General features: G+C 62.8%; 17 protein-coding genes, 1 tRNA gene and 2 riboswitches. Of the genes, 8 read left to right on the top strand and 10 right to left on the bottom strand.

The genetic code is table 11. The features are described from left to right. The first annotated feature begins 68 nt into the window (after positions 1–68). Positions 69–935, top strand: coding sequence for an RNA polymerase factor sigma-32 (locus C5L10_RS17470; RefSeq protein WP_037081362.1), 867 nt, complete (start codon positions 69–71; stop codon positions 933–935). Positions 936–949: 14 nt separating this feature from the next. Here the strand turns inward: C5L10_RS17470 and C5L10_RS17465 are convergent, their stop codons facing one another. Next, positions 950–2,464, bottom strand: a complete 1,515-nt coding sequence (locus C5L10_RS17465; RefSeq protein ID WP_080950993.1) for a M48 family metalloprotease — start codon at positions 2,462–2,464, stop codon at positions 950–952. A 324-nt stretch (positions 2,465–2,788) separates the two neighbouring features. Between C5L10_RS17465 and C5L10_RS17460 the strand changes: the two genes are divergently transcribed. Together C5L10_RS17460 and C5L10_RS17455 are read left to right on the top strand one after the other, a co-directional pair. Continuing rightward, the gene (locus tag C5L10_RS17460) at positions 2,789–3,301 is read left to right on the top strand and encodes a helix-turn-helix domain-containing protein (protein WP_105430709.1); all 513 of its coding nucleotides are present in this window, start codon (positions 2,789–2,791) and stop codon (positions 3,299–3,301) included. Beyond that, on the top strand, positions 3,298–4,713 hold the full coding sequence (locus C5L10_RS17455; RefSeq protein WP_105430708.1) for an MATE family efflux transporter: 1,416 nt from the start codon (positions 3,298–3,300) through the stop codon (positions 4,711–4,713). The genes C5L10_RS17460 and C5L10_RS17455 overlap by 4 nt, the downstream gene beginning before the upstream one ends. Here C5L10_RS17455 and C5L10_RS17450 read toward each other — a convergent pair whose 3' ends face one another. The 6 genes from C5L10_RS17450 to C5L10_RS17425 all read right to left on the bottom strand — a co-directional run bounded on the left by C5L10_RS17450 (position 4,714) and on the right by C5L10_RS17425 (position 11,365). Beyond that, the gene (locus C5L10_RS17450) at positions 4,714–5,421 is read right to left on the bottom strand and encodes an ATP-binding cassette domain-containing protein (RefSeq protein WP_105430707.1); all 708 of its coding nucleotides are present in this window, start codon (positions 5,419–5,421) and stop codon (positions 4,714–4,716) included. Continuing rightward, positions 5,414–7,033 carry a thiamine/thiamine pyrophosphate ABC transporter permease ThiP gene (thiP, locus tag C5L10_RS17445; RefSeq protein WP_105430706.1) on the bottom strand — a complete coding sequence of 540 codons (1,620 nt, stop codon included), beginning with the start codon at positions 7,031–7,033 and terminating at the stop codon, positions 5,414–5,416. The genes C5L10_RS17450 and thiP overlap by 8 nt, the downstream gene beginning before the upstream one ends. Before the next feature lie 4 nt (positions 7,034–7,037). Beyond that, positions 7,038–8,048, bottom strand: a complete 1,011-nt coding sequence (thiB, locus tag C5L10_RS17440; protein WP_105430705.1) for a thiamine ABC transporter substrate binding subunit — start codon at positions 8,046–8,048, stop codon at positions 7,038–7,040. Between the two features lie 39 nt (positions 8,049–8,087). Beyond that, positions 8,088–8,195, bottom strand: a riboswitch (TPP riboswitch). 77 nt (positions 8,196–8,272) lie between these two features. Then, positions 8,273–8,722 (bottom strand): response regulator, encoded by a 450-nt coding sequence (locus C5L10_RS17435; protein ID WP_046637357.1) that lies wholly within the window; start codon positions 8,720–8,722, stop codon positions 8,273–8,275. Between the two features lie 159 nt (positions 8,723–8,881). Continuing rightward, positions 8,882–10,705 (bottom strand): ABC-F family ATP-binding cassette domain-containing protein, encoded by a 1,824-nt coding sequence (locus tag C5L10_RS17430; RefSeq protein WP_105430704.1) that lies wholly within the window; start codon positions 10,703–10,705, stop codon positions 8,882–8,884. Between the two features lie 3 nt (positions 10,706–10,708). Beyond that, on the bottom strand, positions 10,709–11,365 hold the full coding sequence (locus C5L10_RS17425) for a thiamine diphosphokinase (RefSeq protein ID WP_205837062.1): 657 nt from the start codon (positions 11,363–11,365) through the stop codon (positions 10,709–10,711). Between the two features lie 95 nt (positions 11,366–11,460). On the opposite strand from C5L10_RS17425, the gene C5L10_RS17420 reads away from it, so the two are divergent. The 5 genes from C5L10_RS17420 to C5L10_RS17400 all read left to right on the top strand — a co-directional run bounded on the left by C5L10_RS17420 (position 11,461) and on the right by C5L10_RS17400 (position 18,136). Continuing rightward, positions 11,461–12,300, top strand: a complete 840-nt coding sequence (locus tag C5L10_RS17420; protein WP_105430702.1) for a MoxR family ATPase — start codon at positions 11,461–11,463, stop codon at positions 12,298–12,300. Positions 12,301–12,353: 53 nt separating this feature from the next. Next, a riboswitch (SAM riboswitch) is annotated at positions 12,354–12,431 on the top strand. A gap of 58 nt (positions 12,432–12,489) precedes the next feature. Beyond that, on the top strand, positions 12,490–13,410 hold the full coding sequence (gene metA, locus C5L10_RS17415) for a homoserine O-succinyltransferase (RefSeq protein WP_046637362.1): 921 nt from the start codon (positions 12,490–12,492) through the stop codon (positions 13,408–13,410). An 11-nt stretch (positions 13,411–13,421) separates the two neighbouring features. Continuing rightward, positions 13,422–14,603, top strand: a complete 1,182-nt coding sequence (locus C5L10_RS17410) for a VWA domain-containing protein (RefSeq protein WP_105430701.1) — start codon at positions 13,422–13,424, stop codon at positions 14,601–14,603. A gap of 83 nt (positions 14,604–14,686) precedes the next feature. Further along, a complete protein-coding gene (locus C5L10_RS17405) occupies positions 14,687–15,709 on the top strand; it encodes an aldose epimerase family protein (protein ID WP_105430700.1) in 1,023 nt (340 codons plus the stop codon). A 300-nt stretch (positions 15,710–16,009) separates the two neighbouring features. Continuing rightward, positions 16,010–18,136 (top strand): methyl-accepting chemotaxis protein, encoded by a 2,127-nt coding sequence (locus C5L10_RS17400; protein WP_105430699.1) that lies wholly within the window; start codon positions 16,010–16,012, stop codon positions 18,134–18,136. Positions 18,137–18,199: 63 nt separating this feature from the next. On the opposite strand, the gene C5L10_RS17395 is transcribed toward C5L10_RS17400, so the two are convergent. From C5L10_RS17395 to C5L10_RS17385, 3 genes are all read right to left on the bottom strand, one after another. Next, positions 18,200–20,005 carry a PAS domain S-box protein gene (locus C5L10_RS17395; RefSeq protein WP_105430698.1) on the bottom strand — a complete coding sequence of 602 codons (1,806 nt, stop codon included), beginning with the start codon at positions 20,003–20,005 and terminating at the stop codon, positions 18,200–18,202. A gap of 221 nt (positions 20,006–20,226) precedes the next feature. Next, positions 20,227–20,301, bottom strand: a tRNA-Gly gene (locus C5L10_RS17390). Positions 20,302–20,494: 193 nt separating this feature from the next. Then, positions 20,495–21,148 carry an Isoquinoline 1-oxidoreductase subunit gene (locus C5L10_RS17385; protein WP_105430697.1) on the bottom strand — a complete coding sequence of 218 codons (654 nt, stop codon included), beginning with the start codon at positions 21,146–21,148 and terminating at the stop codon, positions 20,495–20,497. Positions 21,149–21,152: the final 4 nt, after the last annotated feature.

Genomic DNA, 21,152 nt, shown 5'->3' with positions numbered 1-21,152 from the left:
CGCGTGCACGGTGTCCCTGGTTTATGCCTCGCTGTTTTTGTCGGATCAGACCGTTCACGGAGAACACCATGACAGCCATGTCCGCAGACCGCACGATGATCAAGATAGCAATGTCCGCTCCATATCTCGCCCGCGAGGAGGAGCGCGATCTGGCGGTCCGCTGGAAGGACGATCAGGACCAGGATGCCCGTAACCAGATTGCCCTTGCGCATATGCGTCTGGTGATCGCGATGGCTTCGAAGTTCCGTGGCTTCGGATTGCCGATGAGCGACCTCGTACAAGAGGGCTATGTAGGGCTGCTCGAAGCGGCGGCAAGGTTTGAACCGGCTCGCGACGTGCGTTTTTCCACATATGCCAGCTGGTGGATCCGAGCCTCGATGCAGGATTACATCCTTCGAAACTGGTCGATCGTGCGGGGCGGCACCAGTTCTGCGCAGAAAGCGCTGTTCTTCAATCTTCGCCGGCTGCGCGCCAAGCTCGCCCGCGGCGATTCCAATCTCACCGCCCGGGCAATTCACGAGGAGATCGCCGTGGCGCTCGGCGTCAGCGTCTCCGATGTCCAGACCATGGATGCCCGCCTTTCCGGCAACGATTCCTCGCTGCAGGCGCCGTCGATCGCCGGCGATGCGGATAGCGGCGAACGGCTCGACATGCTGGCCAGCGCCGAACCGCTGCCGGATGAGCAGGTTTCCGGGATGATCGACGGTGAACGGCGGCTGAAATGGCTGCAGGGCGCGCTCACCAAGCTCAACGATCGGGAAAAGAAGATTATTCGCGCCCGCCGCCTGACGGACGATGGCGCGACGCTCGAAGCGCTGGGCGCCGAACTCGGCATTTCAAAGGAACGTGTGCGGCAGATCGAAAGCCGGGCGATCGAAAAGCTCAAGTCGGCGCTGGTGTCGGCCAATCCGCAGATGGCTGCGGCCGCCTGCTGAGGCGGCCCCCGATCTCATTCGGAGATAATCTTGAACTTCTGGCCCGGGGAGATCGTCGCCCCGGCCGGCAATGCGTTGATCATCTTGAAAAGATCGAGCTTGCGATCCGTTCCCATCACCCGCGCCGACAGCGATGCGATGGTGTCGTCCTTGGTTGCGGTGACGATGCGTACCCGCAGCGGCTTCAGCGTCGCGATTTCCGGAGGCGTCATCCGGCGGAAGGTCGAACGGAGAATCTCGGCTGTTGTATCGAGCGCCGGACTGCCCTTCGGCACCGCCGTCAGGAAGCGGAAGATTTGATTGTCGACGCGGATGACGGTCACATCGAAATCCCAGCGTTCGGCGGAAGCCCGTGCGGTTGCTGCGGGCATGCCGTTCACCTGGATCTCCCGCACCGTCTCCGGCTGCAGACCAGCGACCCAGCCGCTCGTCAGATAATTCGGGAGATTGTCGTTATCGCCTGCGGCAACGCCGTCGAAGCGGATCGCCGTTTCGCCGGGACCGGTCGCCAGCACCGCTTCCACCTTATTGTCGATCCGGAAGTCCGGCGGCACGTCGAAACGGATGCCGAGGCCGCCATGCAGGAAAGTCTGGCCGCGGACGTAGCCCTCCTGCGGGCTGTCGCCATAAAGCAGGCCGTCGATGCCGGCGATGTAATAGTCACGGCCCTTGTCGCCGACGGTGCCTTCCTGGCCGAAATTACGAGCATGGCGGCGGGCGAGATCGACGCGCTGGGTGGAGTTCGGATGGCTCGACAGGAAGTCGAGGCTCTGGTCGCTGTCCGGATCGACCGCCGAATAACGGGCATAGGCCGCCATCGAATCGAGGAAACGCGCCGCCGCATAGGGGTCGTAACCCGCTTCGCCGAGCATCCGGACGCCGATCACGTCGGCCTGCAGTTCCTGCTGGCGCGAGAATGCCGCCAGGCGAAGCTTGCCGCGGGCCAGCGCCTGCTTGCCGGCAAGGTCGCTGGAGAGGACTTCGGCGACGACGCGGCTGGCGATCACTTCCGCCTCTTCGCGGCGCTGGCGTTCGATGCCGTGGTTGGCGGTGACGTGGCCCATCTCGTGGGAAAGCACGGCTGCGACTTCCGATGCGTCATTGGCAAGCGCCAGGAGGCCGCGCGTCACGTAAAGATAACCGCCCGGCAGCGCGAAGGCGTTGATCGCCGGCGAATTCAGGATCGTGATGCGGAAGGACTGGTTGGGGTTTTCCGAAACGGCCGTCAGGGCGCCGGCGATGCGGGCGACCAGCCGCTCGGTCTTGGCGTCGCGATATTCGCCGCCGTAGCTCGCGACGATGCGCGGATGCTCGCGCGCGCCCATCTGCGCCCGCGGATCGTTCTTCTGCACTTCGTCGACGATCTGCGGCGAATCGGAGGGAGAAACATTAGGCGTATAAGCCTGGTCGAAGAGCGATTGGCAGCCGGAAAGGATCGCACCGCTGAACAGCAGGGCGCCCAAGGCCCGCCAACCGGGCAGGGCACGGACAATCGTCCAGACAGCCGGGATCGGTGTGTCGCGCCTCATCGTCCTCGTCTTCCGCACCATCATTCCCAAGGTCTGCCATCCGGCTTGGCAGAGGTCCTCTCGATCCAAGCCGGCTCCTTCTCTATGTCGCTTAGCGATTTTCGGGTCGAATGCACAGATGCTCTTGTTGAAATATGTCTTCCTGGTGCGTTTGCAATGAAAATCCCCGCTGCCTTTCCGCGATGCCATCGCGGCACGTCCAAATTGTGGCGAGTTCCATAACGGTCCGGCCGTCCCCGTCGCCAAACGTGATCACGCAAATAGTGACTTGCAAATTGCAAGTTACTTATGCCACAAGGCTTCGTCTTCCCGGAGAAGGAACCCATGAAACGGACAGGTCCCATCGACACCGGATGCCCGGTGCTGCGCAGTCTCAAACATGTCGGCGAGGTCTGGAGCTTCCTGATCCTGCGCGATGCACTGGGAGGTGCAACACGTTTTGACGAATTCCAGCGCAACCTCGATATCGCCCCGAACATCCTGACCAGCCGGTTGAATTCGCTTGTCGAATCCGGGCTGATGGAACGCTGGCGTTATTCCGAACGGCCGCCGCGGGACGAATATCACCTCACGCAGCTCGGCCGCGACTTCAAGCCCGTGGTGCAGGCGCTGCTTGCCTTCGGCAACCAGCATTTCGCGCCGGAGGGGGAAAGTGTGGTGATCGTCAACAGGGAGACCGGCGAGCAGGCCGAACCGGTGATGATCGACCGCCGCAGCGGCAAGCTGTTGAGCGATCCGGTCTTCACCAGCGCGGCCGGCCCGGCGGCGAGCGAGCGCATCCGCCGCCGTTACCCGTCCATGAACGAGCTAATGCAGCATAGAGAGGCTGATCGATGAGTGCCGTGACCACCGAAGCCGTCGAGGCGACACCTACCTTCGACGACGCCAGCGCGGCGCCGATCAATCCGCGGACCCGGCAGCTGCTGCAGGATCCCATCCTGCCGATGCTGATCCGGCTCGCATGGCCAAATATCCTGATCATGCTCGCCCAGGCATCGACAGGCCTTATCGAAACCTGGTGGATTTCGCATATGGGCACCGCTGCGCTGGCGGGCATGGCCCTGGTCTTTCCGGCCGTGATGCTGATGCAGATGATGTCTGCCGGCGGTTTCGGCGGAGCTATTTCCTCGGCAATCGCCCGCGCGCTCGGTGGCGGCCGGCGTGACGATGCCGACCTGCTTGCCTGGCATGCCGTCGTCGTCAATGTCGCGATCGGGCTGTTGTTTTCGGCGGTCATGCTGGCCTATGGCCGGCCGATCTATCGGGCGCTTGGCGGCGAAGGCGCGGAACTCGAGGCTGCGCTCGTCTATTCCAACGTGGTGTTCGGCGGCATGGTCTTCGTCTGGCTGATGAACGGCCTGGCGAGCGTCGTGCGCGGCACGGGCAACATGCTGTTCCCCGCGCTGGTTACCTGCGTCGGTGCTGCACTCCTCGTGCCGGTATCGCCGCTTCTCATCTTCGGCTTCGGCCCGTTCCAGGGGCTCGGCATTGCCGGTGGCGGTCTGGCACTGGTGCTCTACAGTTTCGGCGGCACCGCGGTGCTTGCCTGGTACATCCTCTCCGGCCGCAATCTCGTTCGCTTCGGCGTCGGCCCGCTTCGCTGGGCGATGTTTCGCGATATCGTCCGCCTCGGCGCTGCCGCGGCGATCAATTCCGTTCTCACCAATGTGACCATCGGCATTGCCACGGCTCTGGTGGCGACCAAGGCCGGTGTCTCTGCCGTCGCCGGTTTCGGTACCGGCGCGAGGCTCGAATATCTGCTGATCCCGGTGATCTTCGGCATCGGCGCGCCGATGGTGGCGCTTGTTGGCACCAACATGGGCGCCGGCCAGAAGGATCGGGCGATGCGCATCGCCTTCACCGGTGCCGCCATTGCCTTCGTCATCACCGAAGTGATCGGCCTGATCGCGGCGATCTTCCCCGTCGCGTGGATTTCGCTGTTCAGCGAGGAGCATGAAGCGATCGATGCGGGAGTCGCCTATCTGCATATCGTCGGGCCGGTTTATGGTTTCTTCGGCGGCGGTCTGGCGCTCTATTTCGCCTCTCAAGGCGCGGGCCAGCTACTCTGGCCGCTTGCCTGTGGTTTTCTGAGACTCGCCATTGCAGGTCTCGGGGGCTGGCTGGCGCTGGAATTTACCGGATCGCTCAACGGTCTGTTCTTTGCGCTGGCGGCCGGGCTGGTAGCCTATGGTGGGATCCTGTTCCTCGCCATCCGCTCCGGTGTCTGGTTCCGCGGAAAGGCTGCCTGATCAGCCGGAAAGAAATCCGGCGAGTGCCGGAATATCGCGCCGGGCGAGGAATTCCTCGGCCGGCGCCTGAAGCAGGATCTGGCCGTGGTCGATGAAGATCGCATGGTCGGCCAATCGGCCGACCTCATCCGGATCGTGGGTGACGATCAGCACCGTATTGCCGGTCTCGCGATGCAGATCGACGAGCAGGCTGGCCATCGAAAGCCTGAGCCCGGGGTCGAGCGCCGCGAACGGCTCGTCCATCAGCAGAACCGGTTTCTTGCGCACCAGAGCCCGTGCGAAGGCGGCCCGCTGCCTTTCGCCGCCGGAAAGCGTCCCCGGCATCCGCTTCTCAAAACCACCCAGCCCGACGCGCTCCAGCGCCTGCGAGATCGCCGTCCGGTCACTACCGGAAAGTCTGAGCGATGGGCTGATGCCCAGGCCGATATTGGTGGCGAGGTCCAGATGGGCGAAGAGATTGTTGTCTTGAAAGACCAGCGATACGGGACGCTCGGAGGGGTGTTTTCCCGTGACGTCCCCGCCCGCGATCAGGATATGGCCACGGTCCGGCGTCTCGAAGCCGGCAACGAGGTTGAGGAAGGTCGATTTGCCGGAGCCGGACGGGCCGGTAATCGCCGTCACGGCGCCGGCTGGCAAAGCACAGTCGAAGCGGAATTCCTTCGTGCCGAGCTTCAGTTCGACCTTGTTCAGCGCGATGCCGTCAGCCATGGCTCGGTTCCCTCCGGCCGGCGGTGCCGACCATCGTCAGCGCCAGGCAGATGATGCCGAGGATGAGCGCCAGCCCGTCCGCGTCATTGGTTCGATAGCTGGATAGCCGGCTATAGACAAGCCAGGGAACGGTGGTGAGATCGCTGGAGCCGAACAGCGCCACCGCGCCGAGATCGCCCAGCGACAGCGCCATGGCGAAGGACAGCGCCGTCAGCAGCGGCCTTGCCAGAACCGGCAGATCGATCCTCCATGCCCGTGAAAAGCCGGACAGGCCGAGGCTTGCCGACAGCCTGTCTGTCCGCTTGCGGTGGGTTTCGACGGCCGGCGCGAGGACGCGCATCACGAAGGGCAGCGCCATCAACATGTTGATGATCGCCACCAGCGCCGGGGCGAAGCGAGCGACATCGCCGAACGGCCGCAGCATCAGGAACCAGCCCGTCCCCAGCACGACCGGCGGAACGAGCAGTACCAGCGAGGACATTCCACCCAAGGACACGGAAAACGCCCTGGCGGTTCCGCCGTGCCTCTTCATGTCTGCAATTGCGCCGCGCCCGGCAATGATAGCCAAGGAGATCAGCACGGCCAGCAGACCGGCGGAAAGCGCGATCGTAAAACTGGTCCAGGCGGCGCGCAGGAATGCAGGGCTGTTGGCGAGGTTCCAGAGATTGGCCTGGACGCCCGCGCCGACGATCGAGGCGAGCGGCAGGATCAGGAATATCGTGGCAAGCAGGATCGCCAGTACATCCCAAAGCCGCGCGGGCAACGTTCGGCCATCGAACCGGCGGGTCGCCCGACCGGCCGTGACGCCAGCGTCGTCAGGGGCTGGAAGCAGCGAAATCGCGATCAGGATCAGCGCCGTCATGCCGATCTGCAGCAGCGACAGCGCTATGGCGCGGGGCGGATCGAAATCGAAACGCAGCGACTGGTAGATCGCCACCTCGAGCGTGGTCGCGGCCGGCCCGCCGCCGAGCACTAGGACGAGCGTGAAACTCGTGGCGCACAGCATGAAGATCAGGCCGGCAATGCCGGGAATGACGCGGCGGGCCGCAGGCCACTCGATGAAACGGAAAACGGAGAAGGGCTTCATCCCGAGGCTGGAGGAGAGCAGCCAATATTCCGCCGGCAGGCGCTCCAGCGCCGCAAGCAGCAGTCTCGCGGCGAGCGGCAGGTTGAAGAACACATGTGCCAGTAATATGCCGGAAAGCCCATAAATGCTGACCGGCTGTTCGAGGCCAAGCTTCAATAGCAGGCTGTTCATTACCCCCTGCCGCCCCCAGATGCCGATCAGGCCGAGCGCGCCGATCAGCACCGGCAGGCCCATCGGCAAGGCCATCAGCCGAATGACCCACACACGGCCCGGAAAGCGGGGGCGGCGTGCAAGCGCGAGTGCGACGGGAAGCGCGAAGGCGACCGACAGCAGCGTCGAAAGAACCGCCTGCAGCAGGGTGAACCGCAGAATTAGCCAGGTATAGGCGGTGAACAGCCGGCTTTGGGTGTTGCCGGCGTCCCAGGAGAGAAGCGCGGCGACTGCGATGCCGACGAAGAAGGCGATTCCGCCAAGGCTCAGCAGCCCCCAGCCTATCCCGCGTCTCCGCTCCGCCCGCGTCTGCATGGGATCAGTTCATGCTCATGGCGGTCAGCCATTCGTCGATCCAGGCCTGCCGGTTCTTGGCCACCTGGTCCGATCCCATCAGGAAGGTATTGGCCGGCTGCACCAGGTTGTTGAATGCGTTGGGGAGTGGCTGGGAGGTCTTGGCGGCCGGCATCATCCAGTTGGTGGTCGGGATGACGTCCTGGAAGGCCGGCGAGACCATGAATTTCAGGAACTGTTTCGCCAGGTCCTTTTCCTTCGCCCCCTTCAGCATGCCGGCAACTTCGATCTGGATGTAATGGCCTTCGGAGAAGGAGGCAGCCTGGTAGCGCTCCGTCTTCTCCTCGACCATGTGATAGGCGGGCGAGGTCGTGTAGGAAAATACCATCGGCACTTCGCCCTTGGTGAACAGGCCATAGGCCTCCGACCAGCCGGGCGTGACGGTCAGCACACGTTTCCTGAGCTTGGCCCAGGCCTCCGGTGCCTGGTCGCCATAGACCGATTTCACCCAGAGCAGCAGGCCGAGGCCCGGTGTCGAGGTGCGCGGATCCTCGATGGCGATCTTCTGCGCCGGGTCGCCTTCCACCAGTTCCTTCAGGCTTTTCGGCGGGTTCTTCATCGCCTGGGTGTCATAGACAACGGCGAAATGGCCGTAGTCGTAAGGGATGAAAGTGTCGTCGCTGTAATTGCCGGGGACCTTGGCCGCCGAAGCGTCGAGCCCGTGCGGCTCGAACAGGCCGGTCGCCTTCGCCTCGGAGATCAGGTTGGTATCGAGGCCGAGCGCCACATCGGCGTCGGTGCCTTTGCCTTCCAGCTTCAGCCGCGTGAGAAGCGCCACGCCATCCGCCACGCCGACGAAATTGAGTTTGCAGGCGCAGGTCTTTTCGAACGCCTCTTTCACCTTGGGACCCGGTCCCCAGTCCGAAATGAAACTCTCATAGGTGTAGACGGTCAGCGTCTTTTCCTGCGCTTCGGCCGGCCCGGAAAGGGAAAGGGCGGCAGCGGCCGCGAATATCGAAAGAATGGTGCTGCGCATCGGCGTCTCCTCTTTTTGTTAACAAGGGGAATAGGCGCTGATGAAGAGCCGTCTAATCCCTCCGCCGGTGTTAACCGGATCAGGTTCCGCGGGTTGGCCAAAGGCCTCTCAGCCGCGTGAAAACACGCGGCACCCCGTTAGAGCGAGATCAGATTTAGCGGTGAGGCGAATGGCTGGCAAGAGGCGCATTCGGCAGGAGCAACGTTGGCTCGGTGGTTCATTGCTCAGTGGTTCTGCGGAAACACTTTCAGTTCACGCGGAACGATCGCCATGCCGCCGAGTCGGTTGGCAACGGCGTAGTCGATCGTCTTCTCGACCACATCGGGCATGACCGGTTTGGTGAGAACGCCGAGCGAGCCCTTGACGCCGGCTTCCACATCGTCCGGATTACCCGTCATGAAGACCACGGTGATGCCGTATTGCTCCGCAAGCTCCCGGCCGATCTCCGGACCGGTCCGGCCGTCCGAAAGATTGACGTCGACCAGCGCGATATCGGCATAGGCGGCGAGCGCCAAGGCGTGTTTGCGGGCATTGGCAAAACCGGCGACTTTCAGGCCCATGGCTTCGATCGTCTCGGCAACATCGAGCGCGATCAGAAACTCGTCTTCGACAATCATAACTCTCTGATTCATCGCCTCAGTGGCCAGCCGACGACGCGTAACATTTGTCAGCATTGGATGTCCCCATTCGGTTGATCGGTTCCTGGCAGGCCGATGCGTCCCCGGGACATTTCGACCACTACTCACACCCAGAACGCCCCTGGACCTCATATGTTCCGCTCCGCGACAAATATTTTTTCAGCTAACTATTTGTTAAGCTTAACAAATCGCAAATTAGCCTTCGATTTCCTCACGCAGCATTTCGAGTTCCAGCCATTCTTCTTCCATTTTGCTGATGCTTTGGCGCAGCTTTTCCATCTCCGCGGCCAGATTGTTGAAGGCGGCGGGATCCTTGGTGAAGAGGTTGGGGTCGGCCATTTTCTTCTCGCGGGCGGCGATCTCGGCTTCGGCTTTGGCCATTTCCTTCGGCAGGTTCTCGAGCGCGAATTTCTGCTTGAAGGAAAGCTTGCCTTTGCCCTTGGGGGTGCCGGAAACCGGTGCCGCAGCGTCGGTTTTTGCCCTGTCGGCTTTTTCCGTGCGGCGCCGTTCCTCCAGCGCGCCCTTGCGCTGTGCCAGCATATCCGTGTAGCCGCCGGCATATTCGATCCAGCGGCCGTCCGGTGCATCCGGGTTGGCGGGGGCGATGGTCGAGGTCACGGTGCGGTCGAGAAAATCGCGGTCGTGGCTGACGAGGATGACGGTGCCGGTATAGCCGGCGACGATTTCCTGCAGCAGGTCCAGCGTCTCGATGTCGAGGTCGTTGGTCGGTTCGTCCAATATCAGGAGGTTGGACGGCCGGGCCATGATGCGGGCGAGCATCAGCCGGGCGCGCTCGCCGCCGGACAGGTTCTTGATCGGTGTCCTGATCTGCTCCGGCTGGAACAGGAAATCCTTCATGTAGCCTGCGACATGCCGCTGTTCGCCGTTGACCAGCAGCGTTTCGCCGCGTCCATCCGTCAGATAGTGGGACAGCGTGTCCTCGGGGTCCAGGTCCTCGCGCTTCTGGTCGAGCGTGGCGATTTCCAGGTTGGTGCCGAGCTTGACGGTGCCGGTGTCGGGCGCCAGCTGGCCGGTCAGCATCTTCAGAAGCGTGGTCTTGCCGGCACCGTTCGGGCCGACGAGACCGATGCAGTCGCCGCGATGCACGCGGATCGAGAACGGCGCGACGATGATCCGCTCGTCGTAGCTCTTGGTGATGTTTTCGGCCTCGATGACCAGCTTGCCGGATTCACGGCCTTCGCTGACGCTCGCCTGCACCGTGCCCTGCGGTCCCTTGTGGCCGCGGTAATTGCCGCGCATCGTCTGCAGCTCGCCGAGGCGGCGCATGTTGCGCTTGCGGCGCGCCGTCACGCCGTAGCGCAGCCAGTGCTCCTCGCGCTCGATCGCCTTGCCGAGCTTGTGCTGTTCCAGCTCTTCCGCCTCCAGCACCTCGTCGCGCCACGCTTCGAACTCGCCGAAACCGCGGTTGAGGCGTCGCGACGTGCCGCGATCGAGCCAGACGGTGGCATTCGAGACCTTTTCGAGGAAGCGCCTGTCGTGCGAGATCACCACGAGCGCGCTTCTCGTCTTGCGCAGCTCCTCTTCCAGCCATTCGATGGTCGGCAGGTCGAGATGGTTGGTCGGCTCGTCGAGCATCAGGATGTCCGGTTCGGGCGCCATGACGCGGGCAAGTGCTGCGCGTCGGGATTCTCCGCCGGAGAGCGTGTTCGGGTGTTCCTGGCCGGTGAGGCCCAGATGTTCGAGCAGATAGGTGACGCGATAGGGATCGTCGCCCGGGCCGAGGCCTGCTTCGGCATAGGCCTGTACCGTCGAATAATCGGCGAAATCCGGCGCCTGTTCGAGATAGCGGATGGTCGAGGACGGATGGCGGAACACCTCGCCCGACTGGGGCTCGACCATGCCGGCGGCGATCTTCATCAGCGTCGATTTGCCGGAACCGTTGCGGCCGACGAGGCAGATGCGGTCGCCCGGCTCCACCTGCATGCCGGCGCCGGCGAGAAGCGGCGCGCCGCCGAAGCTCAGGAAAATATCGTCAAGTTTCAGAATTGGGGGCGCCAACAGTCAGGCTCCTGTAAAGTCGTGGGGGCGGGCGAGGATCATCGCCTTGCCTTTCCTCAAATGGAATTCCACCCGGCCTTCTGCAACGTTCGAGACGGTGCGCGAGGAGCCGAAGGGGAGTGAGAAGTTGTCGAGCGGATAACGTGCGCCGATGATATCGAGCCCCTCCAGGTCGGAAAAGCCGATGACCGAAAACAGCGAACCCTTGGGCAGGTCCAGTGTCCTTATGCCCGGCAGCAGCGGCACGGCCTCCTCGTCGCCCGACGTCAGCAGGATGTCGAGGTCGCGTTCGGCCAGGCTCATGGCGTGAAAGAGATGCTGAAGCGCGTGGTCGCTGCGCTCGCCGCCGAGCGCGCCGGCAAGGATCAGCCCTGTCGCGCCGCGTTCGATGGCTTCGGCCGTCGCGATCTCGCCGTCAGTCTCGTTCTTGGCCGGCGGAAAGGCCTGCCGTTCGACCTGCGGGAACTGCGCGATCAGCGCGGCGTCGGAGGAATCGAAATCGCCGACCCAGAGTTCCGGCTTCACGCCGAGCGCTGCCGCATGGCGCATGCCGCTATCGGCCGCGATGAAGCGGCTGCCGGCGATCGTGTCCCGCAGGCGGTCGGTGACGCGCAAGTTGCCGCCGAGCAGAATGGTGAAGGTCGAATGGGTCATGCGCATTGCCCATAGCGCAAAGCCGGTGGAAAGGGAAAGCTGTTGCGCCGTCACGGGTGAGCTTTTAGTTTGCGGCGCGTTTTACCGATCAGGATCACGAGATGCAGTTTCAGGGTACAGCGGACTATATTGCCGACAAGGATCTGATGGTGGCGGTCAACGCTGCGATCCGGCTCGAACGTCCGCTGCTGGTGAAAGGCGAGCCCGGCACCGGCAAGACCGAGCTTGCGCGGCAGATGGCCGCCGCCCTCGGGCTCGATCTGATCGAGTGGAACATCAAGTCCACCACCAAGGCACAGCAGGGGCTCTACGAATACGACGCCGTCTCGCGGCTGCGCGACAGCCAGCTCGGCGACGAACGCGTCCACGACGTGGCCAACTATATCCGCCGCGGCAAGCTGTGGCAGGCCTTTGCCTCCGAGAGGAAGCTCGTCCTGTTGATCGACGAGATCGACAAGGCCGATATCGAGTTCCCGAACGACCTGCTGCAGGAACTCGATCGCATGGAATTTCATGTCTACGAGACCGGCGAGATGGTGCGCGCCAAGGTCCGGCCGATCGTCATCATTACCTCCAACAACGAGAAGGAACTGCCGGACGCCTTCCTGCGCCGCTGTTTCTTCCACTATATCCGCTTCCCTGACGTGGATACGCTCGCCCGCATCGTCGAGGTCCATTATCCCGGTATCAAGCAGGCGCTGGTGCGCAACGCGCTGACGCAGTTCTACGAGATCCGCGAGATGCCGGGGCTGAAGAAGAAGCCCTCGACCTCCGAAGCGCTCGACTGGATCCGGCTGCTGGTCTCGGACGATGTCGATCCGTCGGACCTGCGTGGCGACGTCAAGACCGCGCTGCCGAAGCTGCATGGCGCTCTCCTCAAGAACGAGCAGGACGTGCATCTCTTCGAGCGGATGGCCTTCCTGGCGCGGCGGGAGCGCTGAGCGGAAGATTATGCTCCCATTGACGCCGGTCGTAGCAAGGCGTATTTGAGCTTTCGAGAATTCGTGGTGATTTGGCCGGCCGGCTTGCAGCCACGTTAAAAAAGTCGCTAAAGGGCCGCGAGAAGATGTCTTCCCACGGACCGGTCGCGATTTATTTTGCCGCCGGTTTTATTTTTGTTGGGTTGAGACATGCCGATCAAAATTCCCGATACGCTGCCCGCATTCACTACGCTCGTTTCCGAAGGCGTGCGGGTGCTGACCGAAACCATGGCTGTACGCCAGGACATTCGTCCGCTGCAGATCGGGCTCCTCAATCTCATGCCGAACAAGATCAAGACCGAGCTGCAGATGGCGCGCCTCGTCGGCGCCTCGCCCCTGCAGGTCGAGTTCTCGCTGATCCGCGTCGGCGGCCACAAGGCCAAGAACACCTCGGAAGATCACCTCCTGTCCTTCTACGAGACCTGGGAAGAGGTGAAACACCGCAAGTTCGACGGTTTCATCATCACAGGCGCGCCGATCGAGACGCTTCCCTTCGAGGACGTCACCTATTGGGACGAGATGAGACAAATCCTCGACTGGACGGCGACCAACGTACATTCGACCATGAATGTCTGCTGGGGCGCGATGGCGGCGATCTACCATTTCCATGGTGTGCCGAAATACGAGCTCAAGGAAAAAGCGTTCGGCGTCTATCGCCACCGCAACCTGGTGCCGTCCTCGATCTATCTCAACGGCTTTTCGGACGATTTCCAGGTTCCGGTGTCGCGCTGGACGGAAGTCCGCCGCGCCGACATCGAGAAGAACCCGGACCTCGAAATCCTGATGGAATCCGAGGAAATGGGCATCTGCCTGGTGCATGAGAAAGCCGGCAAGCGGCTCTACATGTTCAACCATGTGGAATACGATTCGACCTCGCTGGCCGACGAATATTTCAGGGACGTCAATGCCGGCGTGCCGATCAAGATGCCGCATAACTACTTCCCGCATAACGACGATACGCTGACGCCCTTGAACCGTTGGCGCAGCCATGCACATCTTCTGTTCGGCAACTGGATCAACGAGATCTACCAGACGACCCCTTACGACCTGGAGAAGATCGGTACCGAATAGGTTTCGACGCGATGTTCATTCCCTTCTTCCTTCACCTCAAGGAAGCGAAGATCCCGGTGACGCTCCGGGAGTTCCTCGACCTTCTCGAAGGCATGGAGGAAGGGATCGCGGATTTCGATGTGGAGGCCTTCTACTTTCTCGCCCGCACCGCGCTGGTGAAGGACGAGCGGCATATCGACAAGTTCGACCGGGTCTTTTCGTCCTTTTTCCGCGGGCTCGAGGCGGTCTCCGGGGAGCCTGGCCTGGACGTCGCCAATATTCCCGAAGAATGGCTGCGCAGGCTCACCGAGAAACATCTGACCGACGATGAGAAGAAGCTCGTCGAATCGCTCGGCGGTTTCGAGAAGCTGATGGAGACCTTGCGCCAGCGGCTGGAGGAGCAGAAGGGCCGGCATCAGGGCGGCTCGAAATGGATCGGCACCGGCGGCACGTCACCTTTCGGTGCCTACGGCTATAATCCGGAAGGTGTGCGGATCGGCCAGGACCAGTCCCGCCATCGCCGGGCGGTAAAAGTGTGGGACAAGCGGGAGTTTGCCGATTTCGACGACAAGGTGGAGCTCGGCACCCGCAACATCAAGCTGGCGCTGAAGCGGCTGCGCCGCTGGGTGCGGGAGGGGGCGGTCGAGGAACTCGACCTGGCCGGCACGATCCGCTCCACCGCCGAACACGGTTATCTCGACGTTCAGACCCGGCCCGAACGGCGCAACGCCGTGAAGCTGCTGATGTTCTTCGATGTCGGCGGCTCGATGGACGACCATATCCGGGTAGTCGAGGAGCTGTTCTCGGCAGCCCGCGCCGAGTTCAAGCATATGGAGCATTTCTACTTCCACAACTGCCTCTATGAAGGCGTGTGGAAGGAGAACGGCCGCCGATCCGACCGGACGCCGACGCTCGACCTGATCCGCAGCTATGGCGCCGACTACAAGGTGATCTTCGTCGGAGATGCCTCGATGAGCCCCTATGAGATCACCCATGCGGGCGGCTCCGTGGAGCACTGGAACCAGGAGCCGGGCGAGGCCTGGATAAGGCGCGTCACCGAGCATTTCCACCGCTGCGTCTGGCTCAACCCGGTGCCGCAGGACCATTGGAGCCATACGACCTCGATCGGCTTCATGCGGCAGCTGATGACCGAGCGGATGTTCCCGCTGACGCTCGGTGGACTGGAACAGGCGACGCGTGCGCTCACGCGCTAAAGCCTTTTTTCTTCTCCGCGGCGTTGCGGGTCGCCGCCAAATCGCGCAGGTTGCCGCAAACATATCGGTGGAGGAGCAATCTCATGGCGGACCAGAATTTCGAAGTTTTCGGCACCACGGAAAAGGGCGAAACCGTCTATCGTGTCAGGATCTCCGGCGGCGGGCTCACTGCGAGCGTCATCACCTGGGGCGCGGTGATCCAGGACCTCAGGCTCGACGACCACCAGCCGCCGCTCGTGCTCGGCTTCGAACAGTTTGACGATTACCTGAACCATTCTCCCTATTTCGGCGCGACGCCCGGCCGTTCGTCCAACCGTATCGGCGGTGGTCGTTTCACGCTGGACGGAAAGCAATATCAGCTGGAACTGAACGAGCGGGGCGTGACCCATCTCCATGGCGGTTCGGACGGCATCGGCCGCAGCAACTGGACGATCGTCGAACATGCTGCCGACAAGGTGGTGCTGAGGATCACCGATCCCGACGGCCGTGCCGGCTATCCGGGAGACTGCACGGTCACGGCGACCTACCACCTCAAGAGCGACGGCGTTCTTTCCGTCGTCTACCAATCCACCACGGATCAGCCGACGCTCGCCAATATCTGCCAGCATACCTATTTCAATCTCGACGGTCGCGAGGACGCACTCGATCACGACATCATGATCGCCGCCGACCATGTGCTCGTCTTTGACGACAAGCAGGTGCCGACCGGCGAGCTGATGGCGGTCGCAGGCACGCCCTTTGACCTGCGCGACATGGGGCCGATGAAACGGTTCGACGGCGATGCCCAGGTCCTGTTCGATCACAATTTCTGCCTGTCGCCGGAACGTACGGCCAAGCGTTCCGTGGCTTTGGCGCGCAGCATCCATTCCGGCGTGTCGCTGGAAGTTCGCACCACCGAGCCGGGCGTGCAGCTTTATGCCGCCTTCAAGCTGCAGCAGATACCCGCAGAGGGTCTCGATGGCCGCCACTATGGTCCGTTCGCCGGGTTCTGCCTCGAAACCCAGGTCTGGCCGGACGCCATCAACCATGCCGATTTCCCAAATGCCGTGCTGCGCCCGGGCGAGGTATTGCTGCAGGAAACCGACTATGTCTTTTCAAAGCAATGATCGCCGCCGGCCTCGTCCGGGTCGGGATTATCTGCGGCTGAGCAAATAACCCTGATCATACAGGCCCGGCTTGCTTCGGTGTTCATGTAAAATTGGTAAGCTGCGGATTCCATTTGCAATTCTATCGTTGCGCAAGGTTCCCGAAGCCAAGTTACCGCTGCCCGTTTTACATTGTGGAACGCAGTTGGATTTTGATATTAGCTAAATTTCAACTGATTTCGGCATAGTTTTCTTCAGGATTGGCATGGCCGCCCGCCGGGCGGCTGCCCTCCGCCTCCGCGGAGCACATTCGAGGGACATATGAACGAGATCAGCATCAGGAAGCCACTGTCGAGAAGGCTTACCTTCTTCGGTTTTGCAGCCGTGCTTTTCGCGAGCGTGGTGATCGGCGGGCTTGCCTGGGAACGGCAGTCGAGCATGACCGAGCAGGCGCTGCAGACGGAGCTCGACAGCGATCTCGCGGTCATCCAGGACGACATGGCGGCCCAGGGGCGTGCCGCATCCGCGCTGGCGCTGACGATCGCGTCCCTGCCGGAAACCTCCCCGCTCATCCTTGCCAACGATCGGCAGGGCCTGCTCTCGCGCTACTCCAACATGAAGACCGTGAAGGAGGCGAGCGGCCTTGAAATGATCACCTTCGTCACGGCGGCGGCCGATGTCGTTGCCCGCGTTCACGATCCGGATGTCTTTGGCGACAACGTTAAGGCGCGCCGCAAGATGGTCGCAACCTCTCTCGGCGACAAGAAACTGGTTGTCGGCATCGAGACCGGCCGCACTGCGGTCAGCCTGTTCGCAACCGCGCCGGTCGTCACGGACGGCAAGGTCATCGGTGTCGTGGACGTCGGGCTGAAGCTCGTCGATGCCTATTTCTCCCGGCTGACCAAAGAAGTGAACGCCCATGTCACCCTCTATACCAAGGGTGCCGACAAGTTCGACAAACAAGCCTCCACCCATGGCGGCAATCCGATCCTGACGGCGCCGGAGCTGCAGGAGGCCTATGACAAGGGCGCCGTGCGACGCTACGTGGACATCGGCGACAAGCATTATGCCGTCGAGGCGGTGCCGCTCCTCGACTTCTCGGGAACCAAGGTCGGCGTTCTCGAAATCGCATCGGATATCACGCCGCTGGTCGCTGCCAGCGAAACCGCATTGTGGATGACCGCGCTCGGCACCGTCGTCGTTTCGATCCTGTCGCTGATCGGATTCCTCGTGTTTGCCCGGTCGCTCGGCGGCACCGTCCGGCGCCTGACCGTGACGATGACGAAACTTGCCGCCGGCGATCTCAGCGCCGGTGTGAGCGGCCAGGAACGCCAGGACGAACTCGGTGCGATGGCAAGGGCCGTCCAGGTCTTCAAGGCGTCAGCCGAAGAGAATATCCGGCTCGAACAGCAGGCATCGGAGGCCCGCGAGGCGCAGGAACACCAGCGTCAGCGCCAGTCGGCGATCGACAATGCCAAGGGCGAGGACCTGCGCGCCTTCGTGCATGCGATCGAGGAAGGCTTCAACCGGCTTGCCGGCGGCGATCTGACAGTCCGTATGGACCGTGCCGTCGCGGCGGAGTTCGAGCCGATCCGCGCCAAGTTCAACAGTTCGGTCGGCAATCTCGAAGAGGCGATCGGCTCGGTCGTCGGAGCCGTCGGCACGATCCGCGCCGGCCTGCAGGAAATCTCGATTGCCTCCAACGACCTTGCCAAGCGTACCGAACAACAGGCCGCCAGCCTCGAAGAGACCGTCGCCGCTCTCGGCCAGGTGACGTCGGCTGTCAACGACAGCGCCAGCGGCGCAAGCCGCGCCCAGGGCGTCGCATCGCTTGCCCAGCAGAAGGCCCAGCGCGGCGGCGAGATCGTCGCCAGTGCGGTCGCTGCCATGGCGGCGATCGAAGGCTCCGCCGAGCAGATCAACCGCATTATCGGCGTGATCGACGACATCGCCTTCCAGACCAACCTTCTGGCGCTCAATGCAGGCGTCGAAGCCGCCCGTGCTGGCGAAGCCGGCCGCGGGTTCGCGGTCGTCGCCCAGGAAGTCCGTGGGCTCGCCCAGCGCTCGGCCGATGCCGCCAAGGAAATCAAGGCCTTGATCTCCACCTCGTCCGCCCAGGTCAAGCAGGGCGTCGAGCTCGTCACCGCTTCCGGAAAATCGCTCGACGACATCGTCGGCGAAGTCGCGCAGATGAGCACGTTCGTCAACACGATCACCTCGAGCACCAGCGAACAGGCGATGAGCCTGCGCGAAGTGGCGGCTTCCGCCGACCAGATGGACAAGGTGACCCAGCAGAACGCCGCGATGGTGGAAGAAACTACCGCTGCCGCCCAGAGCCTGACGCAGGAAACCGACAGCCTCGCCGACATGATGGCCCGCTTCAAGACGACGGCGGGGACGCCCTCCCAAAGCTATGCTTCCGGCGGTTATCGCTCGCGCGCAGCCTGATCGGGCTTTTCCGAATTGACGACGCCGTCGGCCCGAAAGCCGGCGGCGTTTGCCGTTTTCCAGTTATATCGGCTGGATCATGCGGCGCAGTTCGCCTTCCAGCAGCGCCATGTTCACCGGTTTCCGGATGGTCGTCCGGTTTCTGAAACTGTGGTGATCGTCGAGCTGCTCATATCCGGTGCAGAACAGGAAGGGCACGCCATGGGTCTGCAGCCATTCCGCAAATGGGTAGACGGGTTTTCCCCCGAGATTGACATCGAGGACGGCGATGTCGGGAAGTTGCGCGCCGTCGACCAGGCGCATGGCTTCATCGGCAGTTGCCGCCGGTCCGACGACTTCCCAGCCGCGCGACTCAAGTTCGCTGCAGAGCTCCATGGCGATAAGGGTCTCGTCCTCGACGACAAGTATCCTGCCCGCCGAGCCGGGTTCCGATGACCTCGGCGCGACCTCATCGCCGGGGACCACGCCGGCTGAAATGTCGGGCCGATAGACAGATCGGGGCAGCGTCGCGATCAGGCGCATGCCGGTTGCGGGCCAACTTATATCGAGTTCGCCCGCCAATTGACGGGTGGCGACTTCCCTCACCAAGGTGGAGCCGAAACCCCTGGATTCCGGCTTCTGCACCGCCGGCCCGCCGGTCTCGGCCCAGCGGAGCTCCAGTTCCAGGGAGGGCAGGATGCGCCAGGAGACATCGACGCGCCCTTCCGTGACCGACAATGCCCCGTATTTGACGGCGTTGGTAGCAAGCTCGTGGATGAGGAGGCTGACCGGCTGCACGGCATTGGGGGTGAGAGTGACTGAAGGCCCGCCAATCATCAGCTGGTTGACGCTCTGGTAGGCCCGGGTTTCCTCGGTGAGGACGGCTGCGAAATCTCCGCCCTCCCACCGGTTCTGAGCGAGCAGCGAATGGGCGCGGCTCAGCGCGGAAACTCGGCCCCGAACTGCAACGATGAAAGCCTCTTTGGTTTCGGCACGGGTGAGGGAGACCAGGGCCTGCACCACCGCCAGGGCGTTCTTGGCCCGGTGATCGACCTCGCGGGCCAGCAACTGGCGGGAATCCTCGTTGGCCTTGCGTTCGGTGATGTCGCGCAAGATGACCGTTGCCAGCTTTCCGTCGCCGATCTGTACCTGCGAGATCGATGCCTCGACAGGGAATTCCTCGCCATTGGCGCGCAGGCCGCTGATCGCCCCCAATGCACCCATCCGGCGGTTTGTAACGCCGGTCTCCTTGAAGAGGCGGATATGTGCGGCATGCCCATGCCGAAACCGCTCGGGGATGAAGCGTTCGATCGGCGAGCCGATCGCATCCTCACCCGCGATGCCGAACATGCGCTCGGCGGCCGGGTTGAACAGCACGATTCGCTGGCCTTCATCGACGGTAATCAGCGCGTCCATCGCCGATTCCACAATCCCTTCCATGCGTCGCCGGCTTTCCAGCAGAGCATCCTCGGCGGCCTTTCGCTCGGTGATGTCGCGCAGGATGACGGTGGCCAGCCGTTCGCCGCCGATCTCCACCTGCGAAATCGACGCCTCGATCGGAAATTCCTGGCCGTCGGCGCGCAAGCCGCTGATGGCACCCAGCGATCCCATCTGGCGGGTGGTCACGCCGGTTTCGGTGAAACGATGAATGTGCGCCGCGTGGGTCGGGCGATGGCGTTCCGGCATGAAACGGGAGATGTGCTGGCCAAGCGCCTCGTTGGCCGGCAGGCCGAACATGCGCTCTGCCGCCGGGTTGAATAGGATCACCCGTTGCTCGTCATCAATGGTGATGATCCCGTCCATTGCGGAGGCGACGATGCCCTCGAGCCGTTGCATGGTCTCAACGGCGGTTTTCTGACTCAGCTTTTGGTGGTGCGGGCGAGATTCCATGACGGCACATCTCCAGTTCAACCCCCGAATCACCGGTGCGAATTGCGCGGGTGGTTGCAACCAGTATGGCATCTCCCGCATTTGGTGAATATGCGGAAGTTGTCAAATTCATGGGGAGAGGTGGCGGAATGGAAGCCGCTTTGCATGGGCGCAGAGGGCGAAGCTGTCTCTCAGGCTCGTCGTGAGCCAGGTCGGCTTCGTAAGATCTTGAAGAGGAGATTTGGAGCGGGCGAAGGGATTCGAACCCTCGACCCCAACCTTGGCAAGGTTGTGCTCTACCACTGAGCTACACCCGCTCATCAATCCACCGGTCCGTGGTAGTGAAGCTTGACCGTGGCGTCGTGGCTCGTTGCCGGCGACGGGCGCTATATGGCCCAGTCCTTTTTCAAATGCAACAGGGAAATGACGATTGGCGCCAAGAAAAATCGCGATCCCGCCAAAGCCCCTACAAACCGCCGGTTCCGGCTGGAACCGGCGGTTGCTTCATTCTCAGGAGGCCGGACAGGCCGCTCCGGATTTCACCCACGCGCTGATCAGCTCGCCGAATTCGGCCTGCGTGCCCGGCACCGGTTCGCGTCCGGCACCCGGGTTCCAGCCCCAGCCGACCAGTTCGTCATGCGCCATGTGCTCGACGATCTGATCCATGGTCTTGCCGCCGTTGCGGGCCGGGTCCTTGATCTGCTGGCAGATCTGGCCGAGCGATTTGCCGACCCAGGCCATTTCGATCGGCGCGAGATGCCAGGCGGGATTGCCCGGAATGCTCTTGATCGTGTCGGCCTGGCCGACAACGGGCGTGTTTTCCGCGCTGTGGCAGGTGGTGCACTGCATGCCGGGCAGGCCCATGCCGCCGTCGCCGCGGACGACCGGCGGCTGGTGCGGGTGCATGTTGATGCCCTGCAGCGGCCGGTCGGTCGCCGGGTGACAGTTGACGCAGCGCGGGTGCTGAATGACCTTGCCTGCCTCCTGGAAGAGCGCCACGGAGCGTTCACGCTGGTTGGCGATCGACTGGAAGGAGGCGGCGGGCTTCAGCGTCTTGGCGTCTGTCTTGGCATCCCGGGCGACCGAGGTGGGCGACAGCAGCGTGCCGGCACCCACGAAAAGACAGAGGGTAGCGACGCCGGTGATAGCGAGTTTCCAATTCATCGGG

Origin of the sequence: Neorhizobium sp. T6_25, from assembly GCF_002968555.1 — a bacterium.
GTDB lineage: Bacteria > Pseudomonadota > Alphaproteobacteria > Rhizobiales > Rhizobiaceae > Neorhizobium.
The sequence above is the reverse complement of the archived record's forward strand: the minus strand, read 5'-3'. Positions and strand labels throughout refer to the sequence as shown.

Excerpts from the sequence above, each read along its gene's own strand:
- C5L10_RS17425 (WP_205837062.1), bottom strand. The coding sequence starts at position 11,365 with ATGCGCATGACCCATTCGACCTTCACCATTCTGCTCGGCGGCAACTTG.
- C5L10_RS17455 (WP_105430708.1), top strand. The coding sequence starts at position 3,298 with ATGAGTGCCGTGACCACCGAAGCCGTCGAGGCGACACCTACCTTCGAC.
- C5L10_RS17470 (WP_037081362.1), top strand. The coding sequence starts at position 69 with ATGACAGCCATGTCCGCAGACCGCACGATGATCAAGATAGCAATGTCC.
- C5L10_RS17420 (WP_105430702.1), top strand. The coding sequence starts at position 11,461 with ATGCAGTTTCAGGGTACAGCGGACTATATTGCCGACAAGGATCTGATG.
- C5L10_RS17405 (WP_105430700.1), top strand. The coding sequence starts at position 14,687 with ATGGCGGACCAGAATTTCGAAGTTTTCGGCACCACGGAAAAGGGCGAA.
- thiB (WP_105430705.1), bottom strand. The coding sequence starts at position 8,048 with ATGCGCAGCACCATTCTTTCGATATTCGCGGCCGCTGCCGCCCTTTCC.
- thiP (WP_105430706.1), bottom strand. The coding sequence starts at position 7,033 with ATGCAGACGCGGGCGGAGCGGAGACGCGGGATAGGCTGGGGGCTGCTG.
- C5L10_RS17400 (WP_105430699.1), top strand. The coding sequence starts at position 16,010 with ATGAACGAGATCAGCATCAGGAAGCCACTGTCGAGAAGGCTTACCTTC.
- C5L10_RS17460 (WP_105430709.1), top strand. The coding sequence starts at position 2,789 with ATGAAACGGACAGGTCCCATCGACACCGGATGCCCGGTGCTGCGCAGT.
- C5L10_RS17465 (WP_080950993.1), bottom strand. The coding sequence starts at position 2,464 with ATGAGGCGCGACACACCGATCCCGGCTGTCTGGACGATTGTCCGTGCC.
- C5L10_RS17435 (WP_046637357.1), bottom strand. The coding sequence starts at position 8,722 with ATGCTGACAAATGTTACGCGTCGTCGGCTGGCCACTGAGGCGATGAAT.
- metA (WP_046637362.1), top strand. The coding sequence starts at position 12,490 with ATGCCGATCAAAATTCCCGATACGCTGCCCGCATTCACTACGCTCGTT.
- C5L10_RS17450 (WP_105430707.1), bottom strand. The coding sequence starts at position 5,421 with ATGGCTGACGGCATCGCGCTGAACAAGGTCGAACTGAAGCTCGGCACG.
- C5L10_RS17385 (WP_105430697.1), bottom strand. The coding sequence starts at position 21,148 with ATGAATTGGAAACTCGCTATCACCGGCGTCGCTACCCTCTGTCTTTTC.
- C5L10_RS17395 (WP_105430698.1), bottom strand. The coding sequence starts at position 20,005 with ATGGAATCTCGCCCGCACCACCAAAAGCTGAGTCAGAAAACCGCCGTT.
- C5L10_RS17410 (WP_105430701.1), top strand. The coding sequence starts at position 13,422 with ATGTTCATTCCCTTCTTCCTTCACCTCAAGGAAGCGAAGATCCCGGTG.